This is a genomic window from Amphibiibacter pelophylacis (assembly GCF_037688875.1).
GTDB lineage: Bacteria > Pseudomonadota > Gammaproteobacteria > Burkholderiales > Burkholderiaceae_C > Amphibiibacter > Amphibiibacter pelophylacis.
In genome coordinates this window covers 18,330-44,556 of the sequence record NZ_JAWDIE010000017.1, presented here as the reverse complement: position 1 = coordinate 44,556, position 26,227 = coordinate 18,330, and the positions used below count along the sequence as shown (strand labels likewise).

At 66.1% G+C, this 26,227-nt stretch carries 26 protein-coding genes; 19 read left to right on the top strand and 7 right to left on the bottom strand.

Going from position 1 to position 26,227, the window contains the following annotated elements:
- The first annotated feature begins 52 nt into the window (after positions 1–52).
- Genes RV045_RS10990 through RV045_RS10975 form a run of 4 tightly spaced genes read left to right on the top strand, consistent with a single transcriptional unit; the run spans position 53 to position 3,977 of the window.
- Complete coding sequence (locus tag RV045_RS10990; protein WP_423235835.1) at positions 53–604, top strand: hypothetical protein; 552 nt, start codon at positions 53–55, stop codon at positions 602–604.
- Entirely contained in the window at positions 601–1,614 is a 1,014-nt protein-coding gene (locus RV045_RS10985) for an asparaginase (protein WP_423235834.1), read from the top strand. Before RV045_RS10990 ends, RV045_RS10985 begins: the two co-directional genes overlap by 4 nt.
- Before the next feature lie 42 nt (positions 1,615–1,656).
- Positions 1,657–2,559 (top strand): polysaccharide deacetylase family protein, encoded by a 903-nt coding sequence (locus tag RV045_RS10980; RefSeq protein ID WP_423235833.1) that lies wholly within the window; start codon positions 1,657–1,659, stop codon positions 2,557–2,559.
- 26 nt (positions 2,560–2,585) lie between these two features.
- Entirely contained in the window at positions 2,586–3,977 is a 1,392-nt protein-coding gene (locus RV045_RS10975; RefSeq protein ID WP_423235832.1) for an MFS transporter, read from the top strand.
- 160 nt (positions 3,978–4,137) lie between these two features.
- Here RV045_RS10975 and RV045_RS10970 read toward each other — a convergent pair whose 3' ends face one another.
- Both RV045_RS10970 and RV045_RS10965 read right to left on the bottom strand, forming a co-directional pair.
- A complete protein-coding gene (locus tag RV045_RS10970) occupies positions 4,138–5,040 on the bottom strand; it encodes a DUF808 domain-containing protein (RefSeq protein ID WP_423235831.1) in 903 nt (300 codons plus the stop codon).
- 7 nt (positions 5,041–5,047) lie between these two features.
- Positions 5,048–6,034, bottom strand: a complete 987-nt coding sequence (locus tag RV045_RS10965; RefSeq protein WP_423235830.1) for a PfkB family carbohydrate kinase — start codon at positions 6,032–6,034, stop codon at positions 5,048–5,050.
- Between the two features lie 123 nt (positions 6,035–6,157).
- Between RV045_RS10965 and clpB the strand changes: the two genes are divergently transcribed.
- The 10 genes from clpB (at position 6,158) to RV045_RS10915 (ending at position 15,570) form a co-directional block, all read left to right on the top strand.
- Positions 6,158–8,782 carry an ATP-dependent chaperone ClpB gene (clpB, locus tag RV045_RS10960; RefSeq protein WP_423235829.1) on the top strand — a complete coding sequence of 875 codons (2,625 nt, stop codon included), beginning with the start codon at positions 6,158–6,160 and terminating at the stop codon, positions 8,780–8,782.
- A 196-nt stretch (positions 8,783–8,978) separates the two neighbouring features.
- Positions 8,979–9,893: a ubiquinol oxidase subunit II gene (cyoA, locus tag RV045_RS10955; protein ID WP_423235828.1), complete on the top strand. Its 915-nt coding sequence runs from the start codon at positions 8,979–8,981 to the stop codon at positions 9,891–9,893.
- Between the two features lie 49 nt (positions 9,894–9,942).
- A complete protein-coding gene (gene cyoB, locus RV045_RS10950; RefSeq protein ID WP_423235827.1) occupies positions 9,943–11,925 on the top strand; it encodes a cytochrome o ubiquinol oxidase subunit I in 1,983 nt (660 codons plus the stop codon).
- A 60-nt stretch (positions 11,926–11,985) separates the two neighbouring features.
- On the top strand, positions 11,986–12,615 hold the full coding sequence (cyoC, locus tag RV045_RS10945; protein ID WP_423235826.1) for a cytochrome o ubiquinol oxidase subunit III: 630 nt from the start codon (positions 11,986–11,988) through the stop codon (positions 12,613–12,615).
- Positions 12,612–12,956: a cytochrome o ubiquinol oxidase subunit IV gene (cyoD, locus tag RV045_RS10940; protein ID WP_423235825.1), complete on the top strand. Its 345-nt coding sequence runs from the start codon at positions 12,612–12,614 to the stop codon at positions 12,954–12,956. Before cyoC ends, cyoD begins: the two co-directional genes overlap by 4 nt.
- Positions 12,957–12,984: 28 nt before the next feature.
- Entirely contained in the window at positions 12,985–13,887 is a 903-nt protein-coding gene (gene cyoE / locus RV045_RS10935; RefSeq protein ID WP_423235824.1) for a heme o synthase, read from the top strand.
- A 2-nt stretch (positions 13,888–13,889) separates the two neighbouring features.
- A complete protein-coding gene (gene aroQ / locus RV045_RS10930) occupies positions 13,890–14,342 on the top strand; it encodes a type II 3-dehydroquinate dehydratase (RefSeq protein ID WP_423235823.1) in 453 nt (150 codons plus the stop codon).
- A complete protein-coding gene (locus RV045_RS10925) occupies positions 14,339–14,581 on the top strand; it encodes a sulfurtransferase TusA family protein (protein ID WP_423235822.1) in 243 nt (80 codons plus the stop codon). The genes aroQ and RV045_RS10925 overlap by 4 nt, the downstream gene beginning before the upstream one ends.
- A gap of 113 nt (positions 14,582–14,694) precedes the next feature.
- On the top strand, positions 14,695–14,970 hold the full coding sequence (locus tag RV045_RS10920) for a hypothetical protein (protein ID WP_423235821.1): 276 nt from the start codon (positions 14,695–14,697) through the stop codon (positions 14,968–14,970).
- A 6-nt stretch (positions 14,971–14,976) separates the two neighbouring features.
- Positions 14,977–15,570 (top strand): hypothetical protein, encoded by a 594-nt coding sequence (locus RV045_RS10915; protein WP_423235820.1) that lies wholly within the window; start codon positions 14,977–14,979, stop codon positions 15,568–15,570.
- Here RV045_RS10915 and ald read toward each other — a convergent pair.
- On the bottom strand, positions 15,503–16,618 hold the full coding sequence (gene ald / locus RV045_RS10910; RefSeq protein ID WP_423235819.1) for an alanine dehydrogenase: 1,116 nt from the start codon (positions 16,616–16,618) through the stop codon (positions 15,503–15,505). The genes RV045_RS10915 and ald overlap by 68 nt on opposite strands.
- Before the next feature lie 158 nt (positions 16,619–16,776).
- Here ald and RV045_RS10905 point away from each other — a divergent pair, with 158 nt between their 5' ends.
- From RV045_RS10905 to rapZ, 4 genes are all read left to right on the top strand, one after another.
- Positions 16,777–17,235 (top strand): Lrp/AsnC family transcriptional regulator, encoded by a 459-nt coding sequence (locus RV045_RS10905; RefSeq protein WP_423235818.1) that lies wholly within the window; start codon positions 16,777–16,779, stop codon positions 17,233–17,235.
- A 63-nt stretch (positions 17,236–17,298) separates the two neighbouring features.
- Complete coding sequence (locus RV045_RS10900) at positions 17,299–18,231, top strand: NAD kinase (RefSeq protein ID WP_423235817.1); 933 nt, start codon at positions 17,299–17,301, stop codon at positions 18,229–18,231.
- 1 nt (position 18,232) lies between these two features.
- On the top strand, positions 18,233–19,999 hold the full coding sequence (locus RV045_RS10895; RefSeq protein WP_423235816.1) for a DNA repair protein RecN: 1,767 nt from the start codon (positions 18,233–18,235) through the stop codon (positions 19,997–19,999).
- Complete coding sequence (gene rapZ / locus RV045_RS10890) at positions 19,996–20,967, top strand: RNase adapter RapZ (RefSeq protein WP_423235815.1); 972 nt, start codon at positions 19,996–19,998, stop codon at positions 20,965–20,967. Before RV045_RS10895 ends, rapZ begins: the two co-directional genes overlap by 4 nt.
- A 12-nt stretch (positions 20,968–20,979) precedes the next feature.
- Here the strand turns inward: rapZ and RV045_RS10885 are convergent, their stop codons facing one another.
- The 4 genes from RV045_RS10885 to purE all read right to left on the bottom strand — a co-directional run bounded on the left by RV045_RS10885 (position 20,980) and on the right by purE (position 24,985).
- Positions 20,980–21,990, bottom strand: coding sequence for a hypothetical protein (locus RV045_RS10885; RefSeq protein ID WP_423235814.1), 1,011 nt, complete (start codon positions 21,988–21,990; stop codon positions 20,980–20,982).
- 91 nt (positions 21,991–22,081) lie between these two features.
- A complete protein-coding gene (locus RV045_RS10880; RefSeq protein ID WP_423235813.1) occupies positions 22,082–23,254 on the bottom strand; it encodes an L-threonylcarbamoyladenylate synthase in 1,173 nt (390 codons plus the stop codon).
- A gap of 10 nt (positions 23,255–23,264) precedes the next feature.
- Entirely contained in the window at positions 23,265–24,488 is a 1,224-nt protein-coding gene (locus tag RV045_RS10875; RefSeq protein ID WP_423235812.1) for a 5-(carboxyamino)imidazole ribonucleotide synthase, read from the bottom strand.
- The gene (gene purE / locus RV045_RS10870; protein ID WP_423235811.1) at positions 24,485–24,985 is read right to left on the bottom strand and encodes a 5-(carboxyamino)imidazole ribonucleotide mutase; all 501 of its coding nucleotides are present in this window, start codon (positions 24,983–24,985) and stop codon (positions 24,485–24,487) included. Before purE ends, RV045_RS10875 begins: the two co-directional genes overlap by 4 nt.
- A gap of 116 nt (positions 24,986–25,101) precedes the next feature.
- On the opposite strand from purE, the gene RV045_RS10865 reads away from it, so the two are divergent.
- The gene (locus RV045_RS10865) at positions 25,102–26,118 is read left to right on the top strand and encodes a tetratricopeptide repeat protein (protein WP_423235810.1); all 1,017 of its coding nucleotides are present in this window, start codon (positions 25,102–25,104) and stop codon (positions 26,116–26,118) included.
- Positions 26,119–26,227: the final 109 nt, after the last annotated feature.

Sequence of the window (26,227 nt, the reverse complement as noted above, 5' to 3'; positions counted from 1 at the left end):
ACGTTTGGGTTAATGATTGCGGCTCACGACAACCCCACTGGGAAAAACGGATATGTGCACGCTGTGCGGCTATACCAGCAGCAATTTCTGGGCGGATTTCGCCATTGATGCCAACGGCACGCTCAGCCCTTCGGCGGTGCGCCCGCGCCAGGCCGCCCTGCTGGGGCGCTGGGCCGCGCTGGCGGGTCAGGCCGCGAGGCCGCTGACCCTCGATCTGGCCGACGCGCTGCCGCCCACGCCGTCATCGGGCCTGTTCTCGGGGGCCTGGATCAAGGCGGGAGTGCGCGGGTTCACCGTCAGCAGTCCCACCGGCGCGATGCGCTTTTGCAGCAGCCTGCGCACCGTGCTCGAGCAGATGCGCCTGCAGCGTCCGGCATTGGCGGGGCGGCTGCGCTGCGTTTGGCCGCAGGATCACCTCGCGGTGGACTGGGCCGCTTTTGGCGCCGCCTGGACCTGGAATGCCTTCATGAACGATGACCATGTTGCCCTGCCCCCGGTGATGACGCTACTGGACGGGCGCCGCCTGCAGATCGATCCTCAGGGCGATGACACCCTCTACGTGACGCTGCTGGACCGCGTGCTGGATCATGAGGTGGCGGCATGAAGCAGTCGCACTTTGTCCCCCGTGCCCACCTGGCCGCACTGGGCGGCACCATTGCCTCCGGCGCAAAAAACAGCGCAGCGGCGGGTGTCGTTCCCAGCGTCGGGGCGGGCGCTATCCTGGAAGCCGTGCGGCCCTTTCTGGGCGACCTGCAGGTCAGCACTGCGCAGCTCGCCCAGACGGCATCGACGAACCTGGATATTCCGATGCTTTTGCAGGTGCGCGACCACGCGGTGCGCCAGATCGAGTCGGGCGAGGCGGGCGTGGTCATCACCCAGGGCACGGACTGCATCGAAGAGAGCAGCTTTGTGTTTGATCTGGTCAACCCGACCGCCCGGCCTATCGTGGTGACCGGTGCCATGCGCAACCCCACTCTGGCGGGGGCCGATGGGCCCGCCAATGTGCTTAGCGCGCTGCAGGTGGCGGTCAGCCCCGGGCTGGCGGGGCAGGGCGCTGTGGTGGTTTTCAACGAGGAAATCCACGACCCGTGGCTGGTGCGCAAAACCCACACATCCAACCCCGCGACCTTCAGTTCAGGCCCGTCCGCCGGGCCCATAGGCTGGATCAGCGAGGGGCGCGTGCGTCTGGTTCACCCGCCCCGGCCGGCCCCGCGCATTGATATTGCCTGTGATACGCCGATTCCACCCGTGGCTTATCTCTCGCTGACGCTGGGAGACGATCTTCGTCTGCTGCGGCATATTCATGCGGCAGGGTATCGCGGTCTGGTTCTAGATGCGTTTGGCGGGGGCCATATTGCCGCCTCTATGCGTGAAGCTGTGGCTGAACTGGCGGCCACGATGCCTGTCATTTACGCCTCGCGCACCGGCGCGGGAGAAATTCTGTCGCAAACCTACGGCTTTCCGGGGTCAGAGACCGATCTGCAGACGCTGGGCTGTGTCAGCGCCGGGGTTCTGAGCAGCCGCAAAGCCCGGCTGGTGCTGTCCCTGCTGCTGGCGGTATCGCCCGAAAACCCCCTGCAGCGCTGGGGCGAGTTCGCCAATCGTTATAGCTGATTCATTCTTTTTTGTAGTGTGTTGATTTAAGGAGATAAAACCATGGCCAAGGAAATTCTGTGCAGTTTTGGGGTTGATATTGATGCCGTTGCAGGCTGGATCGGCTCCTACGGGGGTGAGGATTCACCGTCTGATATCCAGCGCGGTATGTTTGCGGGTGATGTGGGTACGCCCCGCCTTCTGAAAATGTTCCAGCGAAAAAATATTCCGGCGAGCTGGTTCATTCCAGGCCACAGCGCGGAAACTTTTCCTGATTCGGTGCGCATAATTGCCGATGCGGGCCACGAAATTGGTGCCCACGGCTACAGCCATGAAAATCCCGTCGCCATGACCGAGCAGCAGGAGCGCGATGTCATGGAAAAGCAGCTGGAGGTGCTGACCCGCCTGACCGGCCGTGTGCCGCGCGGCTATGTGGCGCCGTGGTGGGAGCTGAGCGCACGCACGCCGTCGCTGCTCAAGGAATTCGGTTTCACCTACGACCACAGCCAGGGGTTTAACGACTTTGTGCCCTTTTATGCCCGCGTGGGTGACAGCTGGACCAAAATCGATTTCACCCAGGAGGCAAAAACCTGGATGAAACCGCTGGTTCGCGGTCAGGAAATCGATATCGTCGAGATCGGGGCCAACTGGTATGTGGATGATCTGCCGCCCATGATGTTCATGAAGGCAGCGCCCAATTCGCATGGTTTTGTCAACCTCCGCGATATCGAGGAAATGTGGCGTGACCAGTTTGACTGGGTGTACCGCGAGCTGGAGTACGGCGTATTCCCCATTACCATCCACCCCGACGTATCGGGCCGTCCGCAAGTGCTTCTCATGCTGGAGCGCCTGATTGATTACATCAGCTCCCACAAAGGCATCCGCTGGGTGACGATGGAAGAGATGGCCGACGATTTCCGCCGCCGCTTCCCCTTTGCAGGCAGCAGCCGTCCTGCCGCCTATTGATTATTTTGCAGTATCAGGAGTACCCCATGAACCCCAATGACCACCGCGCTGCCCTGGCCGATATTCAGGTGACGGCGCAGGATGTGAAGTTTTCCACCATCGTCTGCTTTCTGGCCTGGACGTTTGCTGTTTATGATTTTGTGCTCTTTGCCAATCTCTTGCCGGTGATTGCGCAGGACCTGGGCTGGACGGCGGCGCAGACCACCGGCATCAACACGTGGGTGACGATAGGGACGGCGCTGGTGGCCTTTTTTGTCGGGCCTCTGGTGGTGGATCGTATGGGCCGTAAATCCGGTATCGTGATTGCTGTGACGGGCGCGGCGCTGGCCTCTGGCCTGACCTTCGTGGCGGGCTGGATGGTGGGTGCTCTGGGGGTTCTGGGGCTGGTCTTGCTGATCCTGATCCGATCTCTGGCGGGTCTGGGTTATGCTGAACAGTCGATCAACGCGACGTATCTGAACGAAATGTTCAGCCACGTCGATCGCAAAAATGGTGGCGGCGCTTCGCGGGGCTTTATTTACTCGCTGGTGCAGTCGGGCTGGCCGGTGGGCAGTGTGATTGCGGCAGCCTCTATTGCGATACTGCAGCCGCTGGGGGGCTGGGAGTTGTGTTTCATTGTGGGCGTATTCCCCGCCTTTATCATGATGGCGCTGGGCAAGAAGCTGAAAGAAAGCCCCCAGTTTCGTGCCCGGCAGCTGGTCACGCAGTGGCGCAGCCAGGGACATACGGCGGAAGCCGAGCAGCTCGCTCGCGAATATCACATTGGCGAGGAAACCGGGGTCTCGCCGCTGAAAGCCGCTTTCAGCGGAGAATCACTGCGCCCGACCCTGACACTCAGTGCGGCCATGCTGATGAACTGGCTGGGGATTCTGGCTTTTGCCTTTCAGGGCACGCTGGTCCTGACCAGTGGCAAGCAGGTGAATTTCAACGATGCGCTGACCATTCTGATTATTTCGAATGCAACCGGCTTTCTGGGCTACCTCTTCCACGGCTGGCTGGGGGACCGCATCGGGCGGCGCAATACCATCGCGCTGGGCTGGTTTCTGGCGGCCTTTGCTTTCGCAGGCATGCTCTGGGCGCCCAATGGCTCCTACGGGCTTGTCGTGGCACTGTATTCGGTCGGCCTCTTTTTCCTGATCGGACCTTATTCGGCGCTGCTGTTTTTCAACGCAGAGAGTTTTCCGGTTGAAACCCGCGCGACAGCCGGGTCGTTCATCAATGCGCTGGGGCAGGTGGGCGCGATTCTGGGCGGGGTACTGTTCACCATCCATCTGTCGGGTTTGACGCAGGAATCAGCGGCTGAACTGATCTCGTCGACCTGGATCAACGCGGCGCTTATTTGGGGTACTGTGCCGATTCTGCTGTCGGCGGCGCTGATGCTGCTGGCGCGGGATGTACGCCCCGGCCGCCAGTCCTGACCTGGCGATGGCCTAGGGCGTCCCGCCCACCCTGGCCGGCCCCTGATGGCCATCGTCCAGACGCTGGCGCAGGAGCGCTTCGTGCATCAGAACGGCCTCAATCCAGCCAGACCCGGGTCTCAGTGTGAGCCCGGGTCTGGTGTCCGCAAGGCCATCCTGTTCATGTTTTGCGCAGGCGCTGCACCAGCGTCACACCGGCCAGCACCACGGCCCCGGCGACGACGCCCAGCAGGGCCCCAGCCACCGTGTTGATCAGGCCGCCCAGCAGGCTGCCCCAGGACAGGCTCCAGGCCTCGACGGCGTGACCCAGCATCGGCCAGCCGTGCAGCAGGATGCCGCCACCCACCATAAACATGGCCGCAGTACCGACCACCGACAGCGCCTTCATCAGCCACGGGGCGAAGACCAGCAGACCAGAACCGATGCGCTGCTGCAGGGCGGACGACTGGCGCTGCAGGTAAAAACCCAGATCATCCAGCTTGACGATGCCCGCGACCAGGCCGTAAACGCCCACCGTCATCAGCACGGAAATGCCCACCAGCACGACCACCTGCTGCGTCAGCGTTGCGGCCGCCACGGTGCCCAGGCTGATGACGACGATTTCGGCCGAGAGGATGAAATCGGTGCGCACCGCGCCCTTGATCTTGTCTTTTTCGAGGGCCACCAGGTCCACGTCCGGATCCTGCAGCGCGGCGTGCAGTTCGGCCTCGTTGTGCGCGGCGTCCTTGGGGTGCAGGAATTTGTGCGCGATTTTCTCGAAGCCTTCAAAGCACAGGAAAGCGCCGCCCAGCATGAGCAGCGGCGTGATCAGCCAGGGCGCCAAAGCGCTGATGACCAGCGCCGCGGGCACCAGAATCGCCTTGTTGACCAGCGAGCCTTTGGCGACCGCCCACACCACGGGCAGTTCGCGGTCGGCGCGCACGCCGCTGACCTGCTGGGCGTTCAGGGCCAGGTCGTCGCCCAGCACGCCCGCAGTCTTGCGAGCGGCGATTTTGGTCATGGCAGCGACATCGTCCAGGACGGTGGTGATGTCGTCGAGCAGCGCGAGCAGTGAGGTGGCCATGGCGCGCTCAGTCCTGAACCTGAACCTGCGCGCTGGCGGCGCGGGTTTCGGCAGCGGTGGGCGGCTGGCAGCCGGTGCGCGTCACGTTGATCCCGGCGGCGGCCACAGCGCGGCGCAGTGCGGCGTCCAGCACCTGGCGCTGGGTGGCGGCGCGCGCCAGATGTTCGGGGCTGTCCAGCGCGCCGTCCTGCCACAGGCTGGCCAGCAGACCGGCCATGAAGCAGTCGCCCGCGCCCACGGTGTCAGCCACCGGGCCCAGGCTCAGGCCCTGCGCACGCAGGGTGTCGGTGCGCGTCAGCAGCCAGGCGCCCTGGGCGCCCAGCGTCAGGGCGATCAGCTGGGTGCCGGGCAGCTCGGCCAGCAGCGCCTGCGCGGCGGCCAGTGCCTGGCCGGGGCTGGCGCCGTGCGGCGCACGGCCCAGGTGGAAGAGATCCTCGTCGCTGACCTTGACCAGATGCGCCAGGCCCAGGGCCTCGTTGACGGCGCGGGTGTAGGCGGCGTGGTCGGCGACCACGGCCGGGCGCAGGTTGGCGTCCACCGCGACCAGGCCCCCAGCCTCGCGCACGCTGCGCTGCAGCGCGGTGTAGCGGGCGATGTCGTCCGGCACCAGCGCCAGGCCCCCCAGATGCAGGCCGCGCGCTTCGCGCAACAGTGGCGCCAGGGCGTCCACCGTCCAGGCGCGGTCGGCCACGCCAGTGCGGTAAAAGCCGTAGCTGGGCTGGCCGTCAGCGCCCAGGCTGACCACGGCCAGCGAGGTCGGCTCCAGCACCGGCTCGGGCAGCAGCAGGCTGACATCGTCCTGCGCCAGCTGCTGGGCAAAGCGCTGGCCGAAGCGGTCACGCGACAGCGGGTTGGCGTAGCGCGTGGGCACGCCCTGGCGCGCCAGCGCGATGGCGCAGTTGAACACTGATCCGCCCAGGCAGGGCTGCATCAGCCCCTGGGGGTTTTCGACCAGATCGACCAGGGCCTCGCCCGCACACACAAAAAACGACATCACGGCTCCCGCACAGCAGTCAAAAGAGGAGGGGTTGGGGGTATTTCGGCTGACATTGTGGCTTGAATTCTGCCCGCCTTGCCCTATGTAAGAGCCCAAGTTCCATTTTTTGCGAGAGACCTTATGCGTGTTGAAAAACTGACCACCGCCTTCCAGCAGTCGCTGGCCGAGGCGCAAAGCCTGGCCGTCACGGCCGGCAACCCCTACATCGAACCCGTCCACCTGCTGCAGGCCATGCTGGACGCCGACAGCAGCCGCGCCCTGCTGCAGCGTGCGGGCGTCAACATTCCCGCTTTGAAAACAGCGGCGCAGACGCTGATGTCCGGCCTGCCCGAAGTGCAGAGCGACACCCCGGTGCAGCCCGGCCGCGACCTGATCGCGCTGCTGCAGGCCGCCGAGAAGGAAGCCGCCAGACGCGGCGACAGCTACATCGCCAGCGAGCTGTTTCTGCTGGCCCTGTCCGACGCCAAATCGGACCTGGCCGCCAGCGCGCGCGGTCACGGCCTGACGCGCAAGGCGATGGAAGACGCCATCGCGGCCGTGCGCGGCGGCCAGGCCGTGGACAGCGCCGAGGGCGAAGGTCAGCGCGAGGCGCTCAAAAAGTACACGCTGGACCTGACCGAACGCGCCCGCATGGGCAAGCTCGACCCGGTGATCGGTCGTGACGAAGAGATCCGCCGCGCCATCCAGGTGCTGCAGCGGCGCAGCAAGAACAACCCGGTACTGATCGGCGAACCCGGCGTGGGCAAGACGGCGATTGTCGAAGGCCTGGCGCAGCGCATCGTGGCGGGCGAGGTGCCCGAATCGCTCAAGGACAAGCGCGTGCTGTCGCTGGACATGGCGGGCCTGCTGGCGGGCGCCAAGTTCCGGGGCGAGTTTGAAGAGCGCCTGAAATCGGTGCTGAAAGAGGTCTCGGCCGACGATGGCCGCATCATCCTGTTCATCGACGAGCTGCACACCATGGTCGGCGCGGGCAAGGCCGAGGGCGCCATCGACGCGGGCAATATGCTCAAACCGGCGCTGGCGCGCGGCGAGCTGCACTGCATCGGCGCGACCACGCTGGACGAGTACCGCAAATACGTCGAAAAAGACGCCGCGCTGGAGCGCCGCTTCCAGAAGGTCATGGTGGACGAGCCCAGCGTGGAGGCCACCATCGCCATCCTGCGCGGCCTGCAGGAGAAGTACGAGGTGCACCACGGCGTGGAAATTACCGACCCGGCCATCGTCGCGGCGGCCGAACTGTCGCACCGCTACATCACCGACCGTTTCCTGCCCGACAAGGCGATTGACCTGATCGACGAGGCGGCGGCCAAGATCAAGATCGAGATCGATTCCAAGCCCGAGGTCATGGACCGGCTGGACCGGCGCATGATCCAGCTGAAAATCGAGCGCGAGGCGATGAAGAAGGAGCACGACGAGGCCTCCATTGGCCGCCTCAAGCGCATCGACGACGAACTGGAAGAGCTGCAGCGCGAGCTGTCCGATCTGGAGGAAATCTGGAAGGCCGAAAAAGCCACCGCCCAGGGCAGCGCCCAGGTCAAGGAGGAGATCGACCGCCTGCGCTTCCAGATCGAGGAGCTGACGCGCAAAGGCGATCTCAACAAGGTCGCCGAGCTGCAGTACGGCCGCCTGCCCGAGCTGGAAGCGCGTCTGAAGGAAGTCCAGGCGCGCGAGGCCGGGCGCCAGCAGTCGGGCGACAGCGGACCGCGCCTGCTGCGCACGCAGGTCGGCGCCGAGGAGATCGCCGAAGTGGTCAGCCGCGCCACGGGCATCCCCGTGTCCAAGCTGGTCCAGGGCGAGCGCGACAAGCTGCTGCAGATGGAGGCGCGCCTGCACGAGCGCGTGGTCGGCCAGGACGAGGCGATCACGGCAGTGGCCGACGCCATCCGGCGTTCGCGCGCCGGGCTGTCGGACCCGAACCGGCCTTATGGCAGCTTCCTCTTCCTGGGTCCGACGGGCGTGGGCAAGACCGAGCTGTGCAAGGCGCTGGCGGGCTTTCTGTTCGACAGCGTGGATCACCTGATCCGCGTCGACATGAGCGAGTTCATGGAAAAGCACAGCGTCAGCCGCATGATCGGCGCGCCGCCGGGCTATGTCGGTTACGACGAAGGCGGCATGCTGACCGAGGCGGTGCGGCGCAAGCCCTACAGCGTGGTGCTGCTCGACGAGGTGGAGAAGGCGCACCCGGACGTCTTCAACATCCTGCTGCAGGTGCTCGACGATGGCCGTCTGACCGACGGGCAGGGCCGTACCGTCGATTTCCGCAACACCGTCATCGTCATGACCAGCAACCTGGGCAGCCAGCACATCATGCGTCTGACCGAGGCGGCGCAGCAGAACAGCGAGTTCATCAAATCGCCCAGCAAAGAGGTGGTCCGGGAGGCGGTCTGGGAGGAGCTGAAAGCGCATTTCCGCCCCGAGTTCCTCAACCGCATCGATGAAACCGTGATTTTCCACCCGCTCGATCAGACGCAGATCGAAGGCATTGCCGGGATCCAGATCGGTCAGCTCGCCAAACGCCTGGCCCACCTGGGCCTGACGCTGGAGATGCAGCCGCAGGCGCTGGCGCACCTGGCCAAGGTCGGCTTTGATCCGGTGTTTGGTGCGCGGCCGCTCAAGCGCGCCATCCAGCAGCAGGTGGAAAACCCGCTCTCGCGTCTGCTGCTGCAGGGGCAGTACACGCCCCCGGCGACGGTGGTCGTGGCCCTGCGTGGGGAGCAGCTTGTTTTCGAGACCCGCGCCGCCTGACCGGCCCTGGAGTCTGACGGACCTCTGACTCCAGGGTTATTACCAGATTTACAGTCGGAAATAGACCTGGTTTTCTCGACAGAACGTTCTCGCTCCGCCTAGAATGCAGGCCTTTGCAGAAGGCTGCAGCGGGCGCTTTGCCCGGCCGCTGCAGGCGAAGTCGGCGTACCCCTTAGCAGGACAACCAGGTCTAACCATGAAACGACTCAATCTGAGACGCTGGAGCGCATTGGCTCTGGCGGGCGCGCTCACCGGATGCTCTTCGGGCATCTTCAACCCCCAGGGCGCCGTGGGTGTGGAAACGAAAAACCTGATCATCTTCGCCTTTGCGCTGATGCTGATCGTGGTGATTCCGGTCATTTTCATGACCTTTTACTTCGCCTGGAAGTACCGCGCTGGCAACAAGGACGCCGAATACGCGCCCGACTGGCACCACTCCAACAAGATCGAGTTCTGGATGTGGGCCGTGCCCATCATCCTGATCCTGATCCTGGGGACAGTGACTTACAAGACCACCCACGACCTGGATCCGTTCAAGCCGCTGGAATCCAACGTCAAGCCGCTGCGCATCCAGGCCATTTCGCTGAACTGGAAGTGGCTGTTCGTCTACCCAGATCAGGGCATTGCGACCATCAACCAGATCGCTTTCCCCAAAGACACGCCGCTGAACTTCGAGATCACTTCGCAGTCGGTGATGAACGCCTTCTTCATCCCCGAGCTGGGCAGCCAGATCTACGCCATGCCGGGCATGGCCACCAAACTGCACCTGATCGCCAACAACGAAGGCACCTTCCCGGGCCTGTCGGCCAACTACAGTGGCGCGGGTTTCTCGGGCATGAAGTTCAACGCCATCTCGACGACCCAGCAGGGCTTCGAGGACTGGGTGAAGAAAGTCAAGGCCAATGCCACCCAGCTGGACATGGCGTCCTACAAAGAACTGGCCCAGCCCAGCGAAAACACACCGGTGACCTATTACGGTACCGTGCAGCCGGATTTGTTCAAGGCCATCATTGACCAGTTCATGGGGCACGGCGGTCACATGACCATGGCGGGCGACGCTGAGAAGGGCGACGCCCACGCGGGACACGGCGAAGCCGCACCGGCCCAATGACTGCTGAATCGCGATACTGCCAACGGATTGTTTTTCGGAAAGAACGACTATGAACGCACTGGGTAAGCTCAGCATGGATGTGGTTCCCATGCACGAGCCCATCATCATGGTGGCCACCATCGGGATGCTGGGGGGCGCCTTCGCGCTGCTGGCACTGGTCACTTACATGAAATGGTGGGGGCCGCTGTGGCGCGACTGGCTGACGTCAGTCGATCACAAGCGCATCGGCGCGATGTACATCATCGTCGCGCTGGTCATGATGGTGCGCGGCTTTGCTGATGCGCTGATGATGCGCACGCAGCTGGCCATTGCCAACGGCGTTCCCGGGCCACTGCCGCCTGAACACTACGACCAGATCTTCACGGCACACGGCGTGATCATGATTTTCTTCGTGGCCATGCCGCTGGTGGTGGGTCTGATGAACGTCGTGGTGCCGCTACAGATCGGCGCCCGCGACGTGGCCTTCCCCTTCCTGAACTCGCTCAGCTTCTGGCTGTTCGGGATCAGCGCGGTGCTGATCAACCTGTCGCTGTTCATCGGTGATTTCGCCGCCACTGGCTGGCTGGCGTATCCGCCGCTGTCGGGCATTGAGTTCAGCCCGAGCGTGGGGGTGGATTACTACATCTGGGCGCTGCAGCTGTCGGGCCTGGGCACACTGCTGACCGGCGTCAACTTCCTGGTCACCATTTTCCGGATGCGCGCCCCGGGCATGACCCTGATGCGCATGCCCATCTTCACCTGGACCGCCCTGATCTCCAACATGCTGATCGTGGTGGTGTTCCCGGTGCTGACCGTTGTGCTGGCGCTGCTGGGTCTGGACCGTTATGTCGGCACCCACTTCTTCACCAACGGTGACGGCGGCAACATGATGATGTACGTCAACCTGATCTGGATCTGGGGTCACCCCGAGGTCTACATCCTGGTGCTGCCGGCGTTCGGTATTTTCTCGGAAGTGATCTCGACCTTCTCGCGCAAGCGCCTGTTCGGTTACAAGAGCATGGTCTACGCCACGGCGGTGATCGGCGTGCTGAGCTTCGTGGTCTGGCTGCATCACTTCTTCACCATGGGTTCGGGCGCTAGCGTCAATACCTTCTTTGGTATTGCGACCATGATCATCTCCATCCCGACCGGGGTGAAGGTCTTCAACTGGCTGTTCACGATTTACAAAGGCCGCCTCGAGTTCACCACCCCGGTGCTGTGGACGCTGGGCTTCCTGGTGACCTTCACCATCGGTGGCATGACCGGCGTGATGCTGTCGGTGCCGGGCGCAGACTTTGTGCTGCACAACAGCCTGTTCCTGATCGCGCACTTCCACAACACCATCATTGGTGGCGCGGTGTTTGGCTACTTTGCCGGCTTCAGCTTCTGGTTCCCCAAAATGTTCGGCTACAAGCTGGACGAAACCTGGGGCAAGCGCGCCTTCTGGGGCTGGATCATCGGCTTCTACCTGGCTTTCATGCCGCTCTACATCCTGGGCTTCATGGGCATGACGCGCCGCACCAACCACTATGACAACCCCGCCTGGCAGCCATACCTGATCGTGGCCCTGATCGGCGCGCTGTGTATCGCGGTCGGCGTGGCCTGCCAGGTGATCCAGCTGATCGTCAGCTACCGCAACCGCAAGCAGCTGGCCGACCTGACGGGCGACCCGTGGAACGGCCGTACGCTGGAGTGGTCCACCGCTTCGCCGCCGCCGGTCTACAACTTCTCTTACCTGCCGGAGATCCGCGATGTGGATGCCCTGTGGGATCTGAAGCAGAAGGACGGCTGGACGCCGCGCACGCGTCCCGCGAAGTACGAGGCCATCCACATGCCCAGCAACACCCCGATGGGTCTGATCCTAGGGGCGATGAGTCTGGTTCTGGGCTTCTCCTTTGTGTGGCACATCTGGTGGCTGGTGATCGTGGCGATGGTGGGCCTGCTGGGCACCGTGCTGTGGTACACCTTCCACGATGACGACGGCTACATGATTTCGCCCGAAACCATCAAGAAAACCGAGGACGCGCTGCTGGCGCGCATGGGTAAGGCTTGATTTCCCGGGAAATGGCCTTTCCCTGTCCGCCCCGCCTTTCACAACGCACCGAGTGTTGACATGAGCACATCTCTCGCATCCGCCGGCGGTCACGCCGGCCACGATGATCATCACGATCATCACCACCACATCAACGCCAACAAGATCTACGGCTTCTGGCTGTACCTGATGACGGACTTGATCCTCTTCGGGACGCTGTTCGCCACCTATGCTGTGCTGCACGTGGGCACAGCCGGTGGCCCGACGCCGCGCGACATCTTCGAGCTGGATTTCGTGCTGGTGGAAACCTTCCTGCTGCTGATCAGCAGTGTGACCTTCGGTTTCGCCATGATCGCCGCCCACAAGGGCAACGTGTCTGGTGTGAAGAACTGGCTGTGGGTGACCTTCGCCTTCGGCGCAGGCTTCATCGCCATGGAGCTGTACGAGTTCAATCACCTGATTCATGCGGGTCACGGCCCGCAGGTCAGCGCTTTCCTGTCGGCCTTCTTCACGCTGGTGGGTACGCACGGTTTGCACGTCACGGTCGGCCTGATCTGGATCCTGCTGATGATCGTGCACCTGTCGCGTCACGGCCTGAGCCAGCCGGCCACGCTGATGCGCCTGTCCTGCCTCAGCCTGTTCTGGCACTTTCTGGACATCGTCTGGATCTGCGTTTACACCATGGTCTACCTCACCGGAGTCGCGCAATGAGTTCCCATTCTTCGCATGACGAGCACAGCACCGCGACGGTGAAGTCGTATTCCACCGGCTTCATCCTGTCCATCATCCTGACGGTGATTCCGTTTGCGCTGATCATGACGGGCGCGATGACGCGCTCCACCGCCGTTTTCACCATTGCCATCCTGGCGGTGGTGCAGATCCTGGTGCAGATCTATTACTTCCTGCACATCGATTTCACCAAACGCGAGCGCTGGAACCTGGGCGCACTGGCCTTCACCGCCTTCATTGTCGGTATTGTGATCGTGGGTTCGCTGTGGATCATGTATCACATGAACGCGAACATGATGTACGTGGTTCCGGTCGAGAAGTAAACGCCGTTCGTCCGGCGGCGGTCAGCCCATGTCTTTCACCTCGCTGCGCCTGCAGGCGATGAACAGCCCCTGGGTCCGCATCACCAAGCCCGGCATTCTGTTCGGTAACTTGGTGTCGGTGCTGGGGGGGCTTTGGCTTGGGGCGCGGGGCATGCCCGCGCTGCATCTGGTGGTGCTGGCTTCTCTGGGCACGATGATGGTGGTGGCCTCGGGCTGCGTGGTCAACAACATCATCGACCGCGACATCGACGGCCGCATGGCCCGCACCTGCACCCGCGTGCTGGTGCAGGGTGAAATCAGCATCCGGGCAGCGGCATGGTACGCGGTGGCGTTGGGAGTTCCGGGCCTGGCCTTTCTGGCCCTGTGCAGCCCGCTGGCGGCTGCCGCCGGGCTGGCGGGCTATGTGGTTTACGTGGGCCTGTACACGCTGCTCTTCAAGCGCAGCTCGGTCTACGGCACGGTGGTGGGCAGCTTTTCGGGCGCCATGCCACCGGTGATCGGTTATGTGGCCGCCTGGCCGCATCTGGACATGGCGGCTCTGCTGCTGTTTGTGGCTTTCAGCCTCTGGCAGTTGCCGCACTCTTACGCCATCGCCATTTTTCGTCAGGGCGATTACGCCAATGTCGGCATTCCGGTGCTGCCGCTGGTGCGCGGCCTGGCGACCACGCGCCGCCACATGATCTGGACCACGCTGGCCTGCGTACTGGCCAGCCTGCTGCTGGTGCCGCTGGGTTACAGCGGCCTGCTGTTTGGTGTGGGCGTTGCAGCGGTGGGGGCCTACTGGCTGTCCACGGTGCTGCGTTTGCCTGCAGGCCCGTTGGAGCTGGGCGATCCCGCCAGCCTGGCGTGGGCGCGCAAGGTGTTTGCGGGCTCGCTGATTTATGTCATGGCCTTGTGCCTGCTGATGGCGCTGGACCAGCTCCTGCGTTGACCATGAAAAAAATTCTGCTGCTGAACGGCCCCAATCTCAACCTGCTGGGCACCCGTGAGCCCGACGTCTACGGCGCGACCACGCTGGCCGATGTCGAGCGCCAGTGCACCGAGCACGCCGCCCGCCTGGGCTATGCGCTGGAATGCCTGCAGAGCAACTGGGAAGGCGCGCTGATCGACAAGATTCACGAATACGGCCGCCTCTACAAATCGGGCGAAGCGCTGGGCTGCGTGTTCAACCCCGGCGCCTTCACGCACACCTCGATCGCGCTGCACGACGCCATCAAGGGCGTGGACGGCCTGCCGGTCATCGAGTGCCACATCTCCAACGTGCACGCCCGCGAGGCGTTCCGCCACCACTCGTGGGTTTCGCCCGCAGCGGCCGGCATCATCATTGGCCTGGGCACGAACGGCTACCTGCTGGCCATCGACGCGCTGGTGCGCCGCGCGGCATGAGCCTGCCAGATTTTGACCAGGACCTGGACACCACGGGCCTGAACTGCCCCATGCCCATCCTCAAGGCCAAGAAGGCCCTGGCCGCGATGCAGCCCGCTCAGGTGCTGCGCATCACCACCACCGACCCCAGCGCCGAACTCGATTTCCAGGCCTTCGCCCGCCAGACCGGCAACGCCCTGCTCGCCCAGGAAGCGGGCGAAGGGCGGGTGATGCGGCATTTTCTGAGGCGCAAGGGGTGAGTGCGGGCTGATCGCTGCTTCAGCGAGGTTTGTCTGTGTCCCCTCAGTGGGGGTGCCGTGCCGTAAATGGCTCTCTCTGCCTATACTGGTCTTATCCTTCAGAAGGACATGACATGAACCCGACACCTATCAGCTATCTGCCCAGCGGCGAACGTGAGGCCCTGCTGCGTGAGGGCGGTATGAATCTGGTTTATCTGGCCGAATCCCAGGAAGCGGGCCGTGCTGGCGACGAAGACAGCGCTTGGGCCTGGCTTTGCTTCGCTGAGCTGACGGCGCAGTCGCTTCTGGGGCTGAAGCGCCGCGCAGGGGCTCAGTTCATCCGGGAGAAAGGGCTGAACACCGCCAGCGCGGACACGGCTTTCGGCGAGGGCTGGCTGGACCGGGCCTGATCCGTGTTGGATGCGGCCATCGCCAGACTAGACCGACTGCTGCTGGCAGAAGAAAACTTTGGAGCAGCGCTGCGAAAATCAGCGATTGCCAGAAGGCTGAGCGCCGCTCGGACAGACATCCAGTCACATCTCCACAATGTAAGCCGTCACAACGATCTTCTTTTGATGGTGGCGGTGGAACGCAGCATCGTTGAAGGCGACCTCACCCGCTACGCCAACAGCCGGTCCATGATCAGCAGCCTGAAAGCAGCGCTGGGCGAGATATCCGCTCTCGAGCGTCATATGCGTTTGGTCGATGACGCGAGCGCCTATGAGGCAGTGGATCAGGCCCATCGTCTGCCGGGAAACCGCCGCAACGGTCTGCCTTTAGACGAGGCCAGACAGGCCTTGGCCAGTCACTGCGCGCGGCTGGCCAACATGGACAAATCGCGGCTGGATGACAACGAGAAGAAGGTACTGGACGCCCGCAGAGCCGCCGTTTCCAGAGCAGAAAAGTTATACATCGCACGTCAGTCCAAAGCGCTGTCTGGTCTTACCCCAGCACCGCCTCCACCCGCGTCAGCGGCAAGCCCAGCTCCTGCGCCACTTCGGGGCAGGTGATGGCTCCGGCGTGAACATTCAGGCCGCGCGCCAGGTGGGCGTTGTCGCGGCAGGCGGTCTGCCAGCCCTTGTCGGCCAGCGCGAGAGCGTAGGGCAGGGTGGCGTTGTTCAGTGCGTGGGTGGACGTGCGTGGCACGGCGCCGGGCATGTTGGCGACGCAGTAGTGCAGGATGCCGTCCACCACAAAGGTCGGATCCTGGTGTGTGGTGGCGCGCGAGGTCTCGAAACAGCCGCCCTGGTCGATGGCGACATCCACCAGCACGCAGCCGGGCTTCAGGCGGGACAGGTCCGCGCGACGGATCAGCTTGGGCGCTGCGGCGCCCGGCACCAGCACCGCTCCGACGATGAGATCGGCGTCCGCGAAAGCGGTCATCGAGGCCTGCTGCGTGGCGTAAATGGCCTGGGCGCGGCCTTTGAACTGGTCGTCCAGCCAGCGCAGGCGCGGCAGCGAACGATCCAGAATCGTCACCCGGGCGCCCAGGCCCGTCGCCATCAGCGCCGCCTGGTAGCCCACCACGCCACCGCCGACGATGACGACATGCCCCGGCGGCACACCCGGCACGCCGCCCAGCAGAACACCCAGCCCGCCATTGGCTTTTTGCAGGCTGACCGCGCCGACCTGGATGGCCATGCGCCCGGCAACTTCGCTCATGGGCGCCAGCAGCGGCAGGCCGCCGCGATCGTCGGTGATGGTCTCATAAGCGATGGCGGTGCAGCCGCTGGCCATCAGCGCCTGGGCCTGCTGCGGGTCCGGCGCGAGGTGCAGGTAGGTGAAGAGCAGCTGGTCCTTGCGCAGCAGGGCGCACTCCTGGGGCTGCGGCTCCTTGACCTTGATGATCATGTCGCTGCCTGCAAAAACCGCCTGCGCGCCATCGGCCAGCGTGGCCCCTGCGGCGGTGTAATCGGCGTCGCTGGCGCCAATGCCCGCGCCCGCGCCGCGCTGCACCAGCACGCTGTGGCCGTGGTGGACCAGCTCGCTGACGCCCGCCGGGGCCATGCCGACGCGGTACTCGTGGTTCTTGATTTCGGTGGGGATGCCGATGCGCATGGGGAGCTCCGCTGGGTGAGTAGGCCGAAGTGGCGGGGGACAGTGCGGCAGATTCTGCGCCGCAGCCCACGCACGGCGGATGCACGGGACTCTAGTGAAAACCCGCATCGGTGCATGCTCTATGCGTCAGATGACTTTGCCGCGCACACAATATGCGTATGAGTCTTGAATCTCCCGTTCTGGACGCCACCGACCACCTGCTGTTGCAGATGCTCGAGCGCGACGCCCACCTCACCCACGCCCGCCTGGCCGAGCCGCTGCACCTGTCGCCGTCGGCGGTATCGCGGCGTGTCCAGCGCCTGGAAGCGGCGGGCGCCATCCTTGGCTATGGCGCGCGCATCAACCCGCAGGTCAGCGGCAAGACCACGCTGGCCTTCATCGAGATCCGCCTGGCCAGCCAGCGCGAGGCGGTGCTGGAGGAGTTCGAGCGCGCCGTGCAGGCCTGTCCGGCCGTCTGCGAATGCCACCTGATGACCGGCGAGGCCGACTATCTGCTGCGCGTTGCCGTGGCCGACACGGCCGATTACGAGCGCGTCTACCGCAAGCACATCGCTGCGCTGCCGCATGTGGTCAGCATCAAGTCGGCGTTCGCGATGCGTTCGCTGAAAATGCCGTGACGGCGCATCCAGCCGATCCGACCCGCTGTGGTGTAATGCGGGCATCATGAGAGGGCGACAGCCATGAAGATCACCGACCGCGCCGCGACCGACAGCGCCGCCAGTGAGGCGCCGCCGCCCGGCCGCCTGCGTTTTGCGCACGTCGCGCTGGTGGGCAAATACCAGGCCCAGGGGATGCGCGACCTGCTCGCCGACCTGGCCGACTGGCTGCAGCTGCAGGGGGTGGAGGTCTCGCTCGAGGCCGAAACCGCGCGCAACACCGAACTGTTCACCTACACCGCGCTCACGGTCAGCGAGCTGGCGCGTCAGTGCGACCTGGCCGTGGTCGTGGGCGGCGACGGCACCATGCTGGGCTTCGCCCGCCAGGTGGCCCAGCACGATCTGCCGCTGGTCGGCATCAACCACGGGCGACTGGGCTTCATCACCGACGTGCCGCTGGGCCAGTTCCGCCAGGCGCTGACCGATCTGCTGCACGGCAACTGGGTCGAGGACACGCGCCACCTGATCGACGGCGAAGTCATCCGGGGCGGGCGCCGCATTTTTGCCGGGCAGGCGCTCAACGACGTGGTGCTCAGCCGGGGCGCGACGAATGGCATGGTCGAATTTCATGTCGAGATCGGCCAGGAGTTCGTCGCCCGCCTGCTCGCCGATGGCCTGATCGTGGCCTCGCCCACCGGCTCGACCGCCTATGCGCTGGCGGTGGGCGGCCCCATCGTCCACCCCGGCCTGGCGGGCTGGGTGCTGACGCCGATTGCCTCGCACAGCCTGACCACGCGCCCCATCGTCCTGCCCGACAGCGAAGAGGTGCGCATCACCGTGGTCTCAGGGCGCGAATCGGCGGCCAATTTCGACATGCAGCGTCTGGCCAGCCTGCTGCCGGGCGACGTGGTCTGCGTGCGCCGCTCCAGCGACAAGGTGCGCTTCCTGCACCCGCGCGACTGGAGCTACTACGCCACGCTGCGCGAAAAACTGCACTGGTACGGCGGAGGAGCCTGACATGCTGCGGCGCCTGACCCTGCGCGATTTCGTCATCGTTGACCAGCTGGAGCTGGACATCGGCCCCGGCCTGACCGTTCTGACCGGCGAAACCGGCGCGGGCAAATCCATCCTGATCGACGCCCTGCAGCTTGTGCTGGGCCAGCGCGGCGACAGCGCCGTGGTGCGCGAGGGCTGCGAGCGTGCCGACATCGGCGCCGAATTCGACGCCCCCGCCCACCTGGGCGCCTGGCTGGACGAGGCCGGGTTTGACGACAACGACGGCCTGCTGCTGCTGCGCCGCACGGTCGATGCCAAAGGCAAGAGCCGCGCCTGGATCAACGGCTCGCCCGCGACGCTGACCCAGCTGGGCGACCTGGCCCAGCACCTGGTGGACATTCATGGCCAGCACGCCTGGCAGAGCCTGACCCGCCCCGAGGCCGTGCGCGCCTGGCTGGACGGCCACGCCGGGGTCGATACCGCCGCGCTGCAGCAGGCCTGGCGCGCCTGGCGTCAGGCGCAGCAGACGCTGGCCACCGCCCAGGCCGGGCTGGACCAGCAGCAGCAGGAGCGCGAACGCCTGCAGTGGCAGCTCCAGGAGGCCGACCGCCTGGCCCCCGGCGCTCACGAGTGGGCCGATCTCAACGCCGAACACGCGCGCCTGGCGCACGCCAGCCAGCTGCAGGACGCCGCCCGCGAGGCGGTGATGCTGCTGGACGACGGCCAGCCGGCCGCGCTCGATCTGCTGCATCGCGCCGCTGCGGCGCTGGAGGCTGCGCAGGCGCACGACGCCCGCCTGGGCGAGTGGGCCGCCGAGCTGTCGGGGGCCGCTGTTCAGGCCCGCGAGGTGTTGCGCGCCCTGCAGCACTACGGCAGCGAGGCCGATCTGGACCCGCAGCGCCTGCAGCAGCTCGACGAGCGTCTGACGCAGTGGATGTCGCTGGCGCGGCGCTACCGCTGTCCGCCCGAAGAGCTTCCCGCGCTGCAGCAGCGCTGGCGCGATGCGCTGGCCGATCTCGACCGTCTGGGCGATGTCGCCGCCCTGCAGCAGGCCGTCGATCAGGCGTGGAAGCAGCTGCAGAAACTGGCCAAAGCCGCCAGCACCCGGCGTCAGGCCGTGGCGCCGCGTCTGGCCGAACGCGTCAGCACGCTCATGCAGGCGCTGGGCATGGCGGGCGGCCGTCTGGAGGTGGCGCTGCTGCCACAGCCCGAGATGCAGGCCTACGGCCTCGAAGGGATCGAACTGCGCGTGGCTGGGCACGCGGGCACCACGCCCCGGCCGCTGGCCAAAGTGGCCTCGGGCGGCGAGCTGTCGCGCCTGGCACTGGCCGTGGCCGTGACCGGCATCACCGGCCTGGACGCTGATCTGGATCAGGGCCTGGCAGCAGTGGCTGGATCGGCCCGCGCCACGCCCGGTGATCAGGCGCCCACTGTCCTGATTTTTGACGAGATCGACGCGGGCATCGGCGGCGCCGTTGCCGACACCGTGGGCCGCATGATGCACGCCCTGGGCGCGCGCGTGCAGGTGCTGGCCGTGACCCACCTGGCGCAGGTCGCGGCCTACGCCCACCAGCACGCCCGCGTCTCCAAAGACACCGTGGGCGGCCCTTCTGGCACCGCCACCGTCAGCCGCCTGACGCTGCTGGACGCGCCCGGCCGCGTCCACGAAATCGCCCGTCTGCTGGGCGGCCAGATCAGCCCTGAAAGCCTGGCCCACGCGCGCACTTTGCTGGCGCAGGCGGGTGCGCCCGTAGAAACACCGTCAACCTCTTCACCCCGAAACCGATGAATCCTGAAGACTCTGCCCTGATTGACGCCCTGCTGGATCCGGGATCTGGCGAGGCGCTCTCGCCACCGCATCTGGTGCTGCTGGCCGGCACGGCCGGTTCGGGCAAGTCGGTGGCGCTGCGCGCCCTGGAGGACGCGGGCTTTTACTGCTGCGACAACCTGCCGCCCGAGCTGGTCGGCGATTTCCTGCGCCTGATGGCGCGCCAGGGCAAGCGCCGCGTGGCGGTGGCGATTGATGTGTATTCCGGCCCCAACGCCATCCACCTCGAGCCGGTGCTGGAACGCCTGCGCGAACGCGAGGTGCTGGTCCAGCGCATTTTCCTGGACGCCAGCGAGGACGTGCTGCTGCGCCGCTATTCCGAGAGCCGCCGCCCGCACCCGCTGACGGGGGGCGATGCCCACGCCAGCGCCGAATCCGGCCGCCGCGCCCTGGTCGATGCCATGGCGCTGGAGCGCGAGATGCTGCAGGGCCTGCGCGAGGCGTCTGTGGTGGTCGATACCAGCCACCTGCGGCCTTCGCAGCTGCGCAGCTGGATCCTGCAGACGGTGCAGGCCGCCAGCAACCGGCTGACGCTGGTGTTTGAATCCTTCGGTTTCAAGCATGGCCTGCCGATGGACGCCGACCTGGTCTTTGATGCCCGTGTGCTGCCCAATCCCTTTTACGAAGCGGCGCTGCGCCCGCTGACCGGGCTGGACGCGCCGGTGGCCGATTTCCTGCGCGCTCAGCCGCCCGTGGCGCAGATGCTTCAGAACATCTGCGGTTTCATCGAGAACTGGCTGCCGGTGTATCAGCAGGATCTGCGCAGCTACCTCACCGTGGCCATCGGCTGCACGGGCGGTCAGCACCGCTCGGTGTACCTGGTCGAGGCGCTGGGGCAGTATTTTGCGGCGCAGGCGCCTGTGCTGCTGCGCCACCGCGAGCTGCGCCGGGAAACCGATGCCGCTGCGGCCCCGTCGGCTGCGGCGTAAGGCCTGTAGCGCTTACAGTGGGTTGTTGACCAGACGGCTCAGGGCCAGATTGCCCAGATCGACCTGGAAGCGCTGGGCGGGCACCGTGCTGCTGGCCCACATCCAGGTCAGGGCGGTGGCGCCGCTCTGCAGGGTTGTGTCGGTGCAGGCCGTTCCCACGCTGGCGTCGGTGCAGGCGGCGTCCTTGATGTTGCTCAGGTTGTAGCTGGACGCCGGGTTGCTGCTGTTGGCGTACTGGTCGATCAGGCCATTGGGCACCAGGGCGAGACCTCGGCCATTGACCGGGGCGGCGCCGTAAAAGCCGGTGCGCCAGGCGTTGCCCAGATCGCGGATCAGCGCCTGACGATCCACGCCCGTGGTACTGGTGGCGACGGCCGGCGTGGCGGCTTCGGCCAGCGCCCAGGGCGAGTATTCGATGTCGACCGGATACGCCATCAGCAGCTTGCCGCCCGCGCTGATGTAGCTGGATACGGCCTGGCCCATCTGGGCGCCCAGCGCTTTCATGCTGTCAACCAGCGCGGCCTGGTTGCTGCCGTCGAAGGTTTTGTAGGCGGCGATGATGTCGTTCTGCCCGACCAGCACCGTGACCAGCTGTTTGTCCGGTGTGGCGCCGGCCGCCTGCGCGGCGGTGGTCAGCGCGCCCAGCTGGGCGATGACCTGCGCTGTGGTCGTGCCCGCAGCAGCCTGCATGTCGACGGTGGCGGGCGCGGTGGTGTCCCCCGTGGTCGGACGGCAGGCGTCAAACACCAGGGTGTTGCTGCCGCTCAGGTCGTTGTAGTACCTGGCCACGGCCTGCACCCACAGCAGGTTGCCGCCATCGCACGACACCGCACCGGAGGTGGTGTCCACGTAGTTGACCGTGTATTTGCGGCCCTGTCCGTCGTCGTTTTTGACCAGGGCGCTGTTTTCGTCGCCCAGCACCACCATGCGGGTGGGGCGGAAGGGGTTCACCGTGGACACCGAGCCGCCGCAGGCGCTCAGCAGGGCGGCCAGGGCCAGGGCGGTGAATAGGGGTTTGCGCATGAAAGTCCTCGTCGCGTGATTCGTAAAGCTTGCGGGATGCTGTGGGGCGCAGCATAGCCCAGGAAGGTGAAGGAATGAGGGTCTGGGCGGTTCAGTGGCCCGGGTTTCGGGGGGCGGCGGCGCGCTGCAGGCGGTCGCGCACGCCGTCCCAGTCGTCGCCGGGGGGCAGTTCCTGGACCAGAATGCAGCCGCCACCCGACTCGGCCAAAGCGGCGTCCAGGTGGCGCAGCGCCGCAAACAGCTCGTGCGCCAGCGCTGGGGCATCCTCAGGCTGGACCAGCATCAGCGCAGGCCCAATGCCCTGCTGCGACAGCCGCTGCAGCACATCGGCCTGCGCGTAGATGGCGAAATCCGACGTTCCGAGGGCCAAACTTTCAGGCTCAGCTTGAGGGCTTGGGGTGCCCAGGCGGGCCAAAAGTTCCCGCTTCGGAAGAATCTGCAGCGGCGCCTGCGGTGCGTAGTGCGAGGCCAGGTCGCCGGACACGCGCGGCGCTGCCGCATCGCGCTGCGCGACGCGCTGACCCAGAGCGTGCTCCAGCGCCGAGCGCGTCACGCCGCCGGGACGCAGCAGCACGGGCTGATCCCGGCTGAGATCCACAATCGTCGATTCGATGCCGATGGCGCAGTCGCAGCCCACGCCCGCCAGCAGGTGCAGGGGCGGGGAATCTGTCCAGATGGGGCCAAATTCGTCAGCGACGTGGCCCGCGTGCGTGGGGCTGACGTGGCCAAAGCGGTTGGCACTGGGCGCAGCGACGCCCGCCACACCGCAGGCGTGCGCGGCCTGCAGCAGCGCCAGCGCCAGCGGGTGAGCGGGGCAGCGCAGGGCGATGGTGTCGTGGCCCCCGGCGGCGGCGGCGGCGATGCCCGAACGGCGCGGCAGCACCAGCGTCAGCGGCCCGGGCCAGAAGGTCTGCATCAGAACCTGCATCCGCGCTTGCGTGGCGGTCGGAATATCGCCGATAAAAGCGCGGGCGCCGTCCGGGCTGGCCACATGCACGATCAGCGGGTGTCCGGGCGGTCGGCCTTTGGCCGCGTAGATGCGCGCCACGGCGGCATCGTCGTCGGCGCGGGCGCCCAGGCCGTAGACGGTTTCGGTGGGGAAGGCGACCAGCTCGCCACGCGCCAGCGCCTGCGCCAGGGCAGGCAGGCTGCCGGTGTCGGCGGCATCGTGCACGCGCAGATGCGGCTGCGCTGCCCGCAACGCCGCCACCGTGGCCGACGGCCACCAGGCGGGAGCATCGGGAGCATCGGACGCGTCTGACACGGAACGGACCTCAGGCGGCATCGTGCAGGCTCTCCATGCCCGCCAGGCCCAGATGGCGGGCGATCTGGCTGGCGCGCGCCTGGGCGTCGGCCGCCCGGGGCGCGGTCACGGTGATGTGGCCCATTTTGCGGCCGGGTTGGGCGTCTTTCTTGCCGTAAAGGTGCAGGTGCACGCCGCCCCAGCCCATGATGGCGGACCAGTCGGGCTCGCGCAGGCGGCCGTCGGCGCCCCACCAGGCGTCGCCCAGCAGGTTGAGCATCACCGCCGGGGCCAGCAGTTGGGGCTCGGGCAGCGACCAGCCGGCCAGCACGCGCGCCTGCGCGTCGAACTGCGACATATCGCAGGCATCGATGCTGTAGTGGCCGGAGTTGTGCGGGCGCGGCGCCATTTCGTTGACGACCAGACGCTGTCCGCCCGGGGCTGCGGCGTCGGCCACGCAGAAAAATTCGATGCACAGCACGCCGCAGTAATCCAGCGCCTGCGCGATGCGCCGGGCTGCGTCGCGCGCCGCATCCGCCAGCGCGGGCGCGACCAGCGCGAAGCCCACGCGCGTGTGCGCCAGAATGCCGCCGTGGTGGTGATTGACCTGTACCGGCCAGCACACGCTGGCGCCGTGCGCATCGCGCGCCACCAGCACGCTGATCTCCTGCTGCAGTGCCAGGCGCTGCTCCAGGATGGCGTCCGCGTGGCCCAGCTGCGCCCAGGCGGCGGCCAAGTCTGCCGCGCTGTTGACGCTGATCTGGCCTTTGCCGTCGTAGCCCAGTCGCGCGGTTTTCAAAAGGGCCGGGAAGGTGACGGCGCCTGCCGCCTGATCCAGCTGGGTCTGCCGCTGTGCGGTGTCCGCGCTGGCCTTCAGCGCGGCCCAGGGCGCGGTGGGCAGGCCGCAATCGGCGAAGAAGGTTTTTTCGCGCAGGCGGTCCTGGCTGATGGCGACAGCGTCGGCGCCGGGCGCCACGCGGGTGGGGTCGCTGGTGTTGCCCGCCAGCCAGCGCAGGGCGTCTGCGGGGACGTTTTCGAACTCGGTGGTGACGGCGCAGCAGCGGCGCGCCAGGTCGGCCCAGGCGCGGGTGTCGTCGTACGCGGCGGTGATCTGCTGGTGGGCGATGGCGCCTGCGGGGCCGCCCGGAACCGGGTCCAGCACCACGGTGTCCAGCCCAAGGCGCTGCGCCGACTGCACGAAGTAGCGGCCAAGCTGACCGCCGCCCATCACGCCGACGGTGCGCTCGCGGCTCACAGCGACAGCTCCGCGCTCATGGCGGTGGCGGCGGCGGTCTGGCGTGCGCGGTAATCTTCCAGCGCGGTGTGCAGCGTCGGGTCGTGCCGGGCCAGCATCGCGACGGCGAACAGGGCGGCGTTGGCCGCGCCCGCCGTGCCGATGGCGAAGGTGGCGACGGGGATGCCCTTGGGCATCTGCACGATGGAATGCAGTGAGTCCACGCCCTGAAGGTGACGGCTGGCGACGGGCACCCCCAGCACGGGCACCGTCGTCTTGCAGGCCAGCATGCCTGGCAGATGGGCCGCGCCGCCCGCACCGGCGATGATGGCTTGCAGGCCGCGCGCGGCCGCGCTTTCGGCATAGTTGAACATGGCGTCGGGCATGCGGTGGGCCGAGACCACGCGGGCCTCAAAAGGTATGGCAAACTCCGCCAGAATCAGGGCGGCCGCCTTCATGGTGTCCCAGTCGCTGCTGGAGCCCATCACCAGCCCCACGGCGGGGTGTTGTGCGTTCATGCGCAATAAGTCCTTGCCTGTGCTCCGCGACGGCGAAGCCCGGTGCCATTCTAAAGCCTGCGCCCCCGGCCTTTGCGGCAGCGGCGCAAGCCCTTCAGCCTCTTGCCTTCTTCGCCATGCTAGACATTACCAAACACAATCTTGAAGCGGATCTGATCCAGGCCTCCATGGTGCAGCCCGTGCTGCTGGACATCTGGGCGCCGTGGTGCGGCCCGTGCAAAAGCCTGGGGCCTGTGCTGGAAAAGCTGGAGGCCGAATACGGCGGCGCTTTCGTGCTGGGCAAACTCAATAGCGACGACGAGCCCGAGATCGCCGGACAGCTCAGCCAGATGTTTGGCGTGCGCAGCATCCCGTTCTGCGTGATGTTCTCGCAGGGCCAGCCGGTCGATGGCTTTGTCGGCGCGGTGCCCGAGGCGCAGCTGCGCACCTTCCTGGACAAGCACGTGACGGCCCGCCCGCCGCTGGACGCTGAGCCCGAAGCGCCCGCGCCCGAACTCAGCCCCGAGGACGCGCAAAACGCCGAGCTGGAGCGCCTTCTGGCCGCCGTACACAGCCAGCCCGAGAGCGATTCGGATCGCGCCCTGGCCATCCAGGCGCTGCTCAAGGCCGGACGCGGCGCGCAGGCGCGGCTGCTGTTCGAGCCCGTGCAGGCGCGTGCCGACGCCAAAGTGCTGCTGGACCAGCGTCTGGTCGCCGTCCAGCACTGGCTGGCCGCGCTGCAGGCGGAGCCCAGCCTGCCCCCCGTGGCTGATCTTGAGGCGCGCCTCGCCAGCAACCGCCGCGATTTTGACGCCCGTTACGCCTTGGCCCAGCACCACCTGCTGGCGCAGGCGTGGACGCAGGCCATGGACGAGCTGCTGGAAATCATCCTGCGCGACAAGACCTGGCAGGACGATCTGGCGCGCCGCACGTACGTCGCGATTCTGGAGTTCATGACGCCGCCTGCGCCCAAGCGCCAGCCGGGTGCATCGGGCCAGCCGGGTCCGTCGGGCCAGACCGGCAAGGCCGGTATGCCTGCCGCAGCCGCCGCCGCGCCTGAAAAAGCGCTGCAGCTTTCGGGCCACGCCGTGTTCGAGAAGGCCGACCCGGTGCTGGAGCAGTACCGCCGCAAGCTCAGCATGGCGCTGTTCTGAACCGGACGGACTGATTCATCCTGGTTTTGTAGCCGGCGCAGTGCGCTGGTGCCCGGATCCAGCGGCAGATCGGGCCAGGCGCGGCTCGTCCAGATGCGGCCGGCGATGC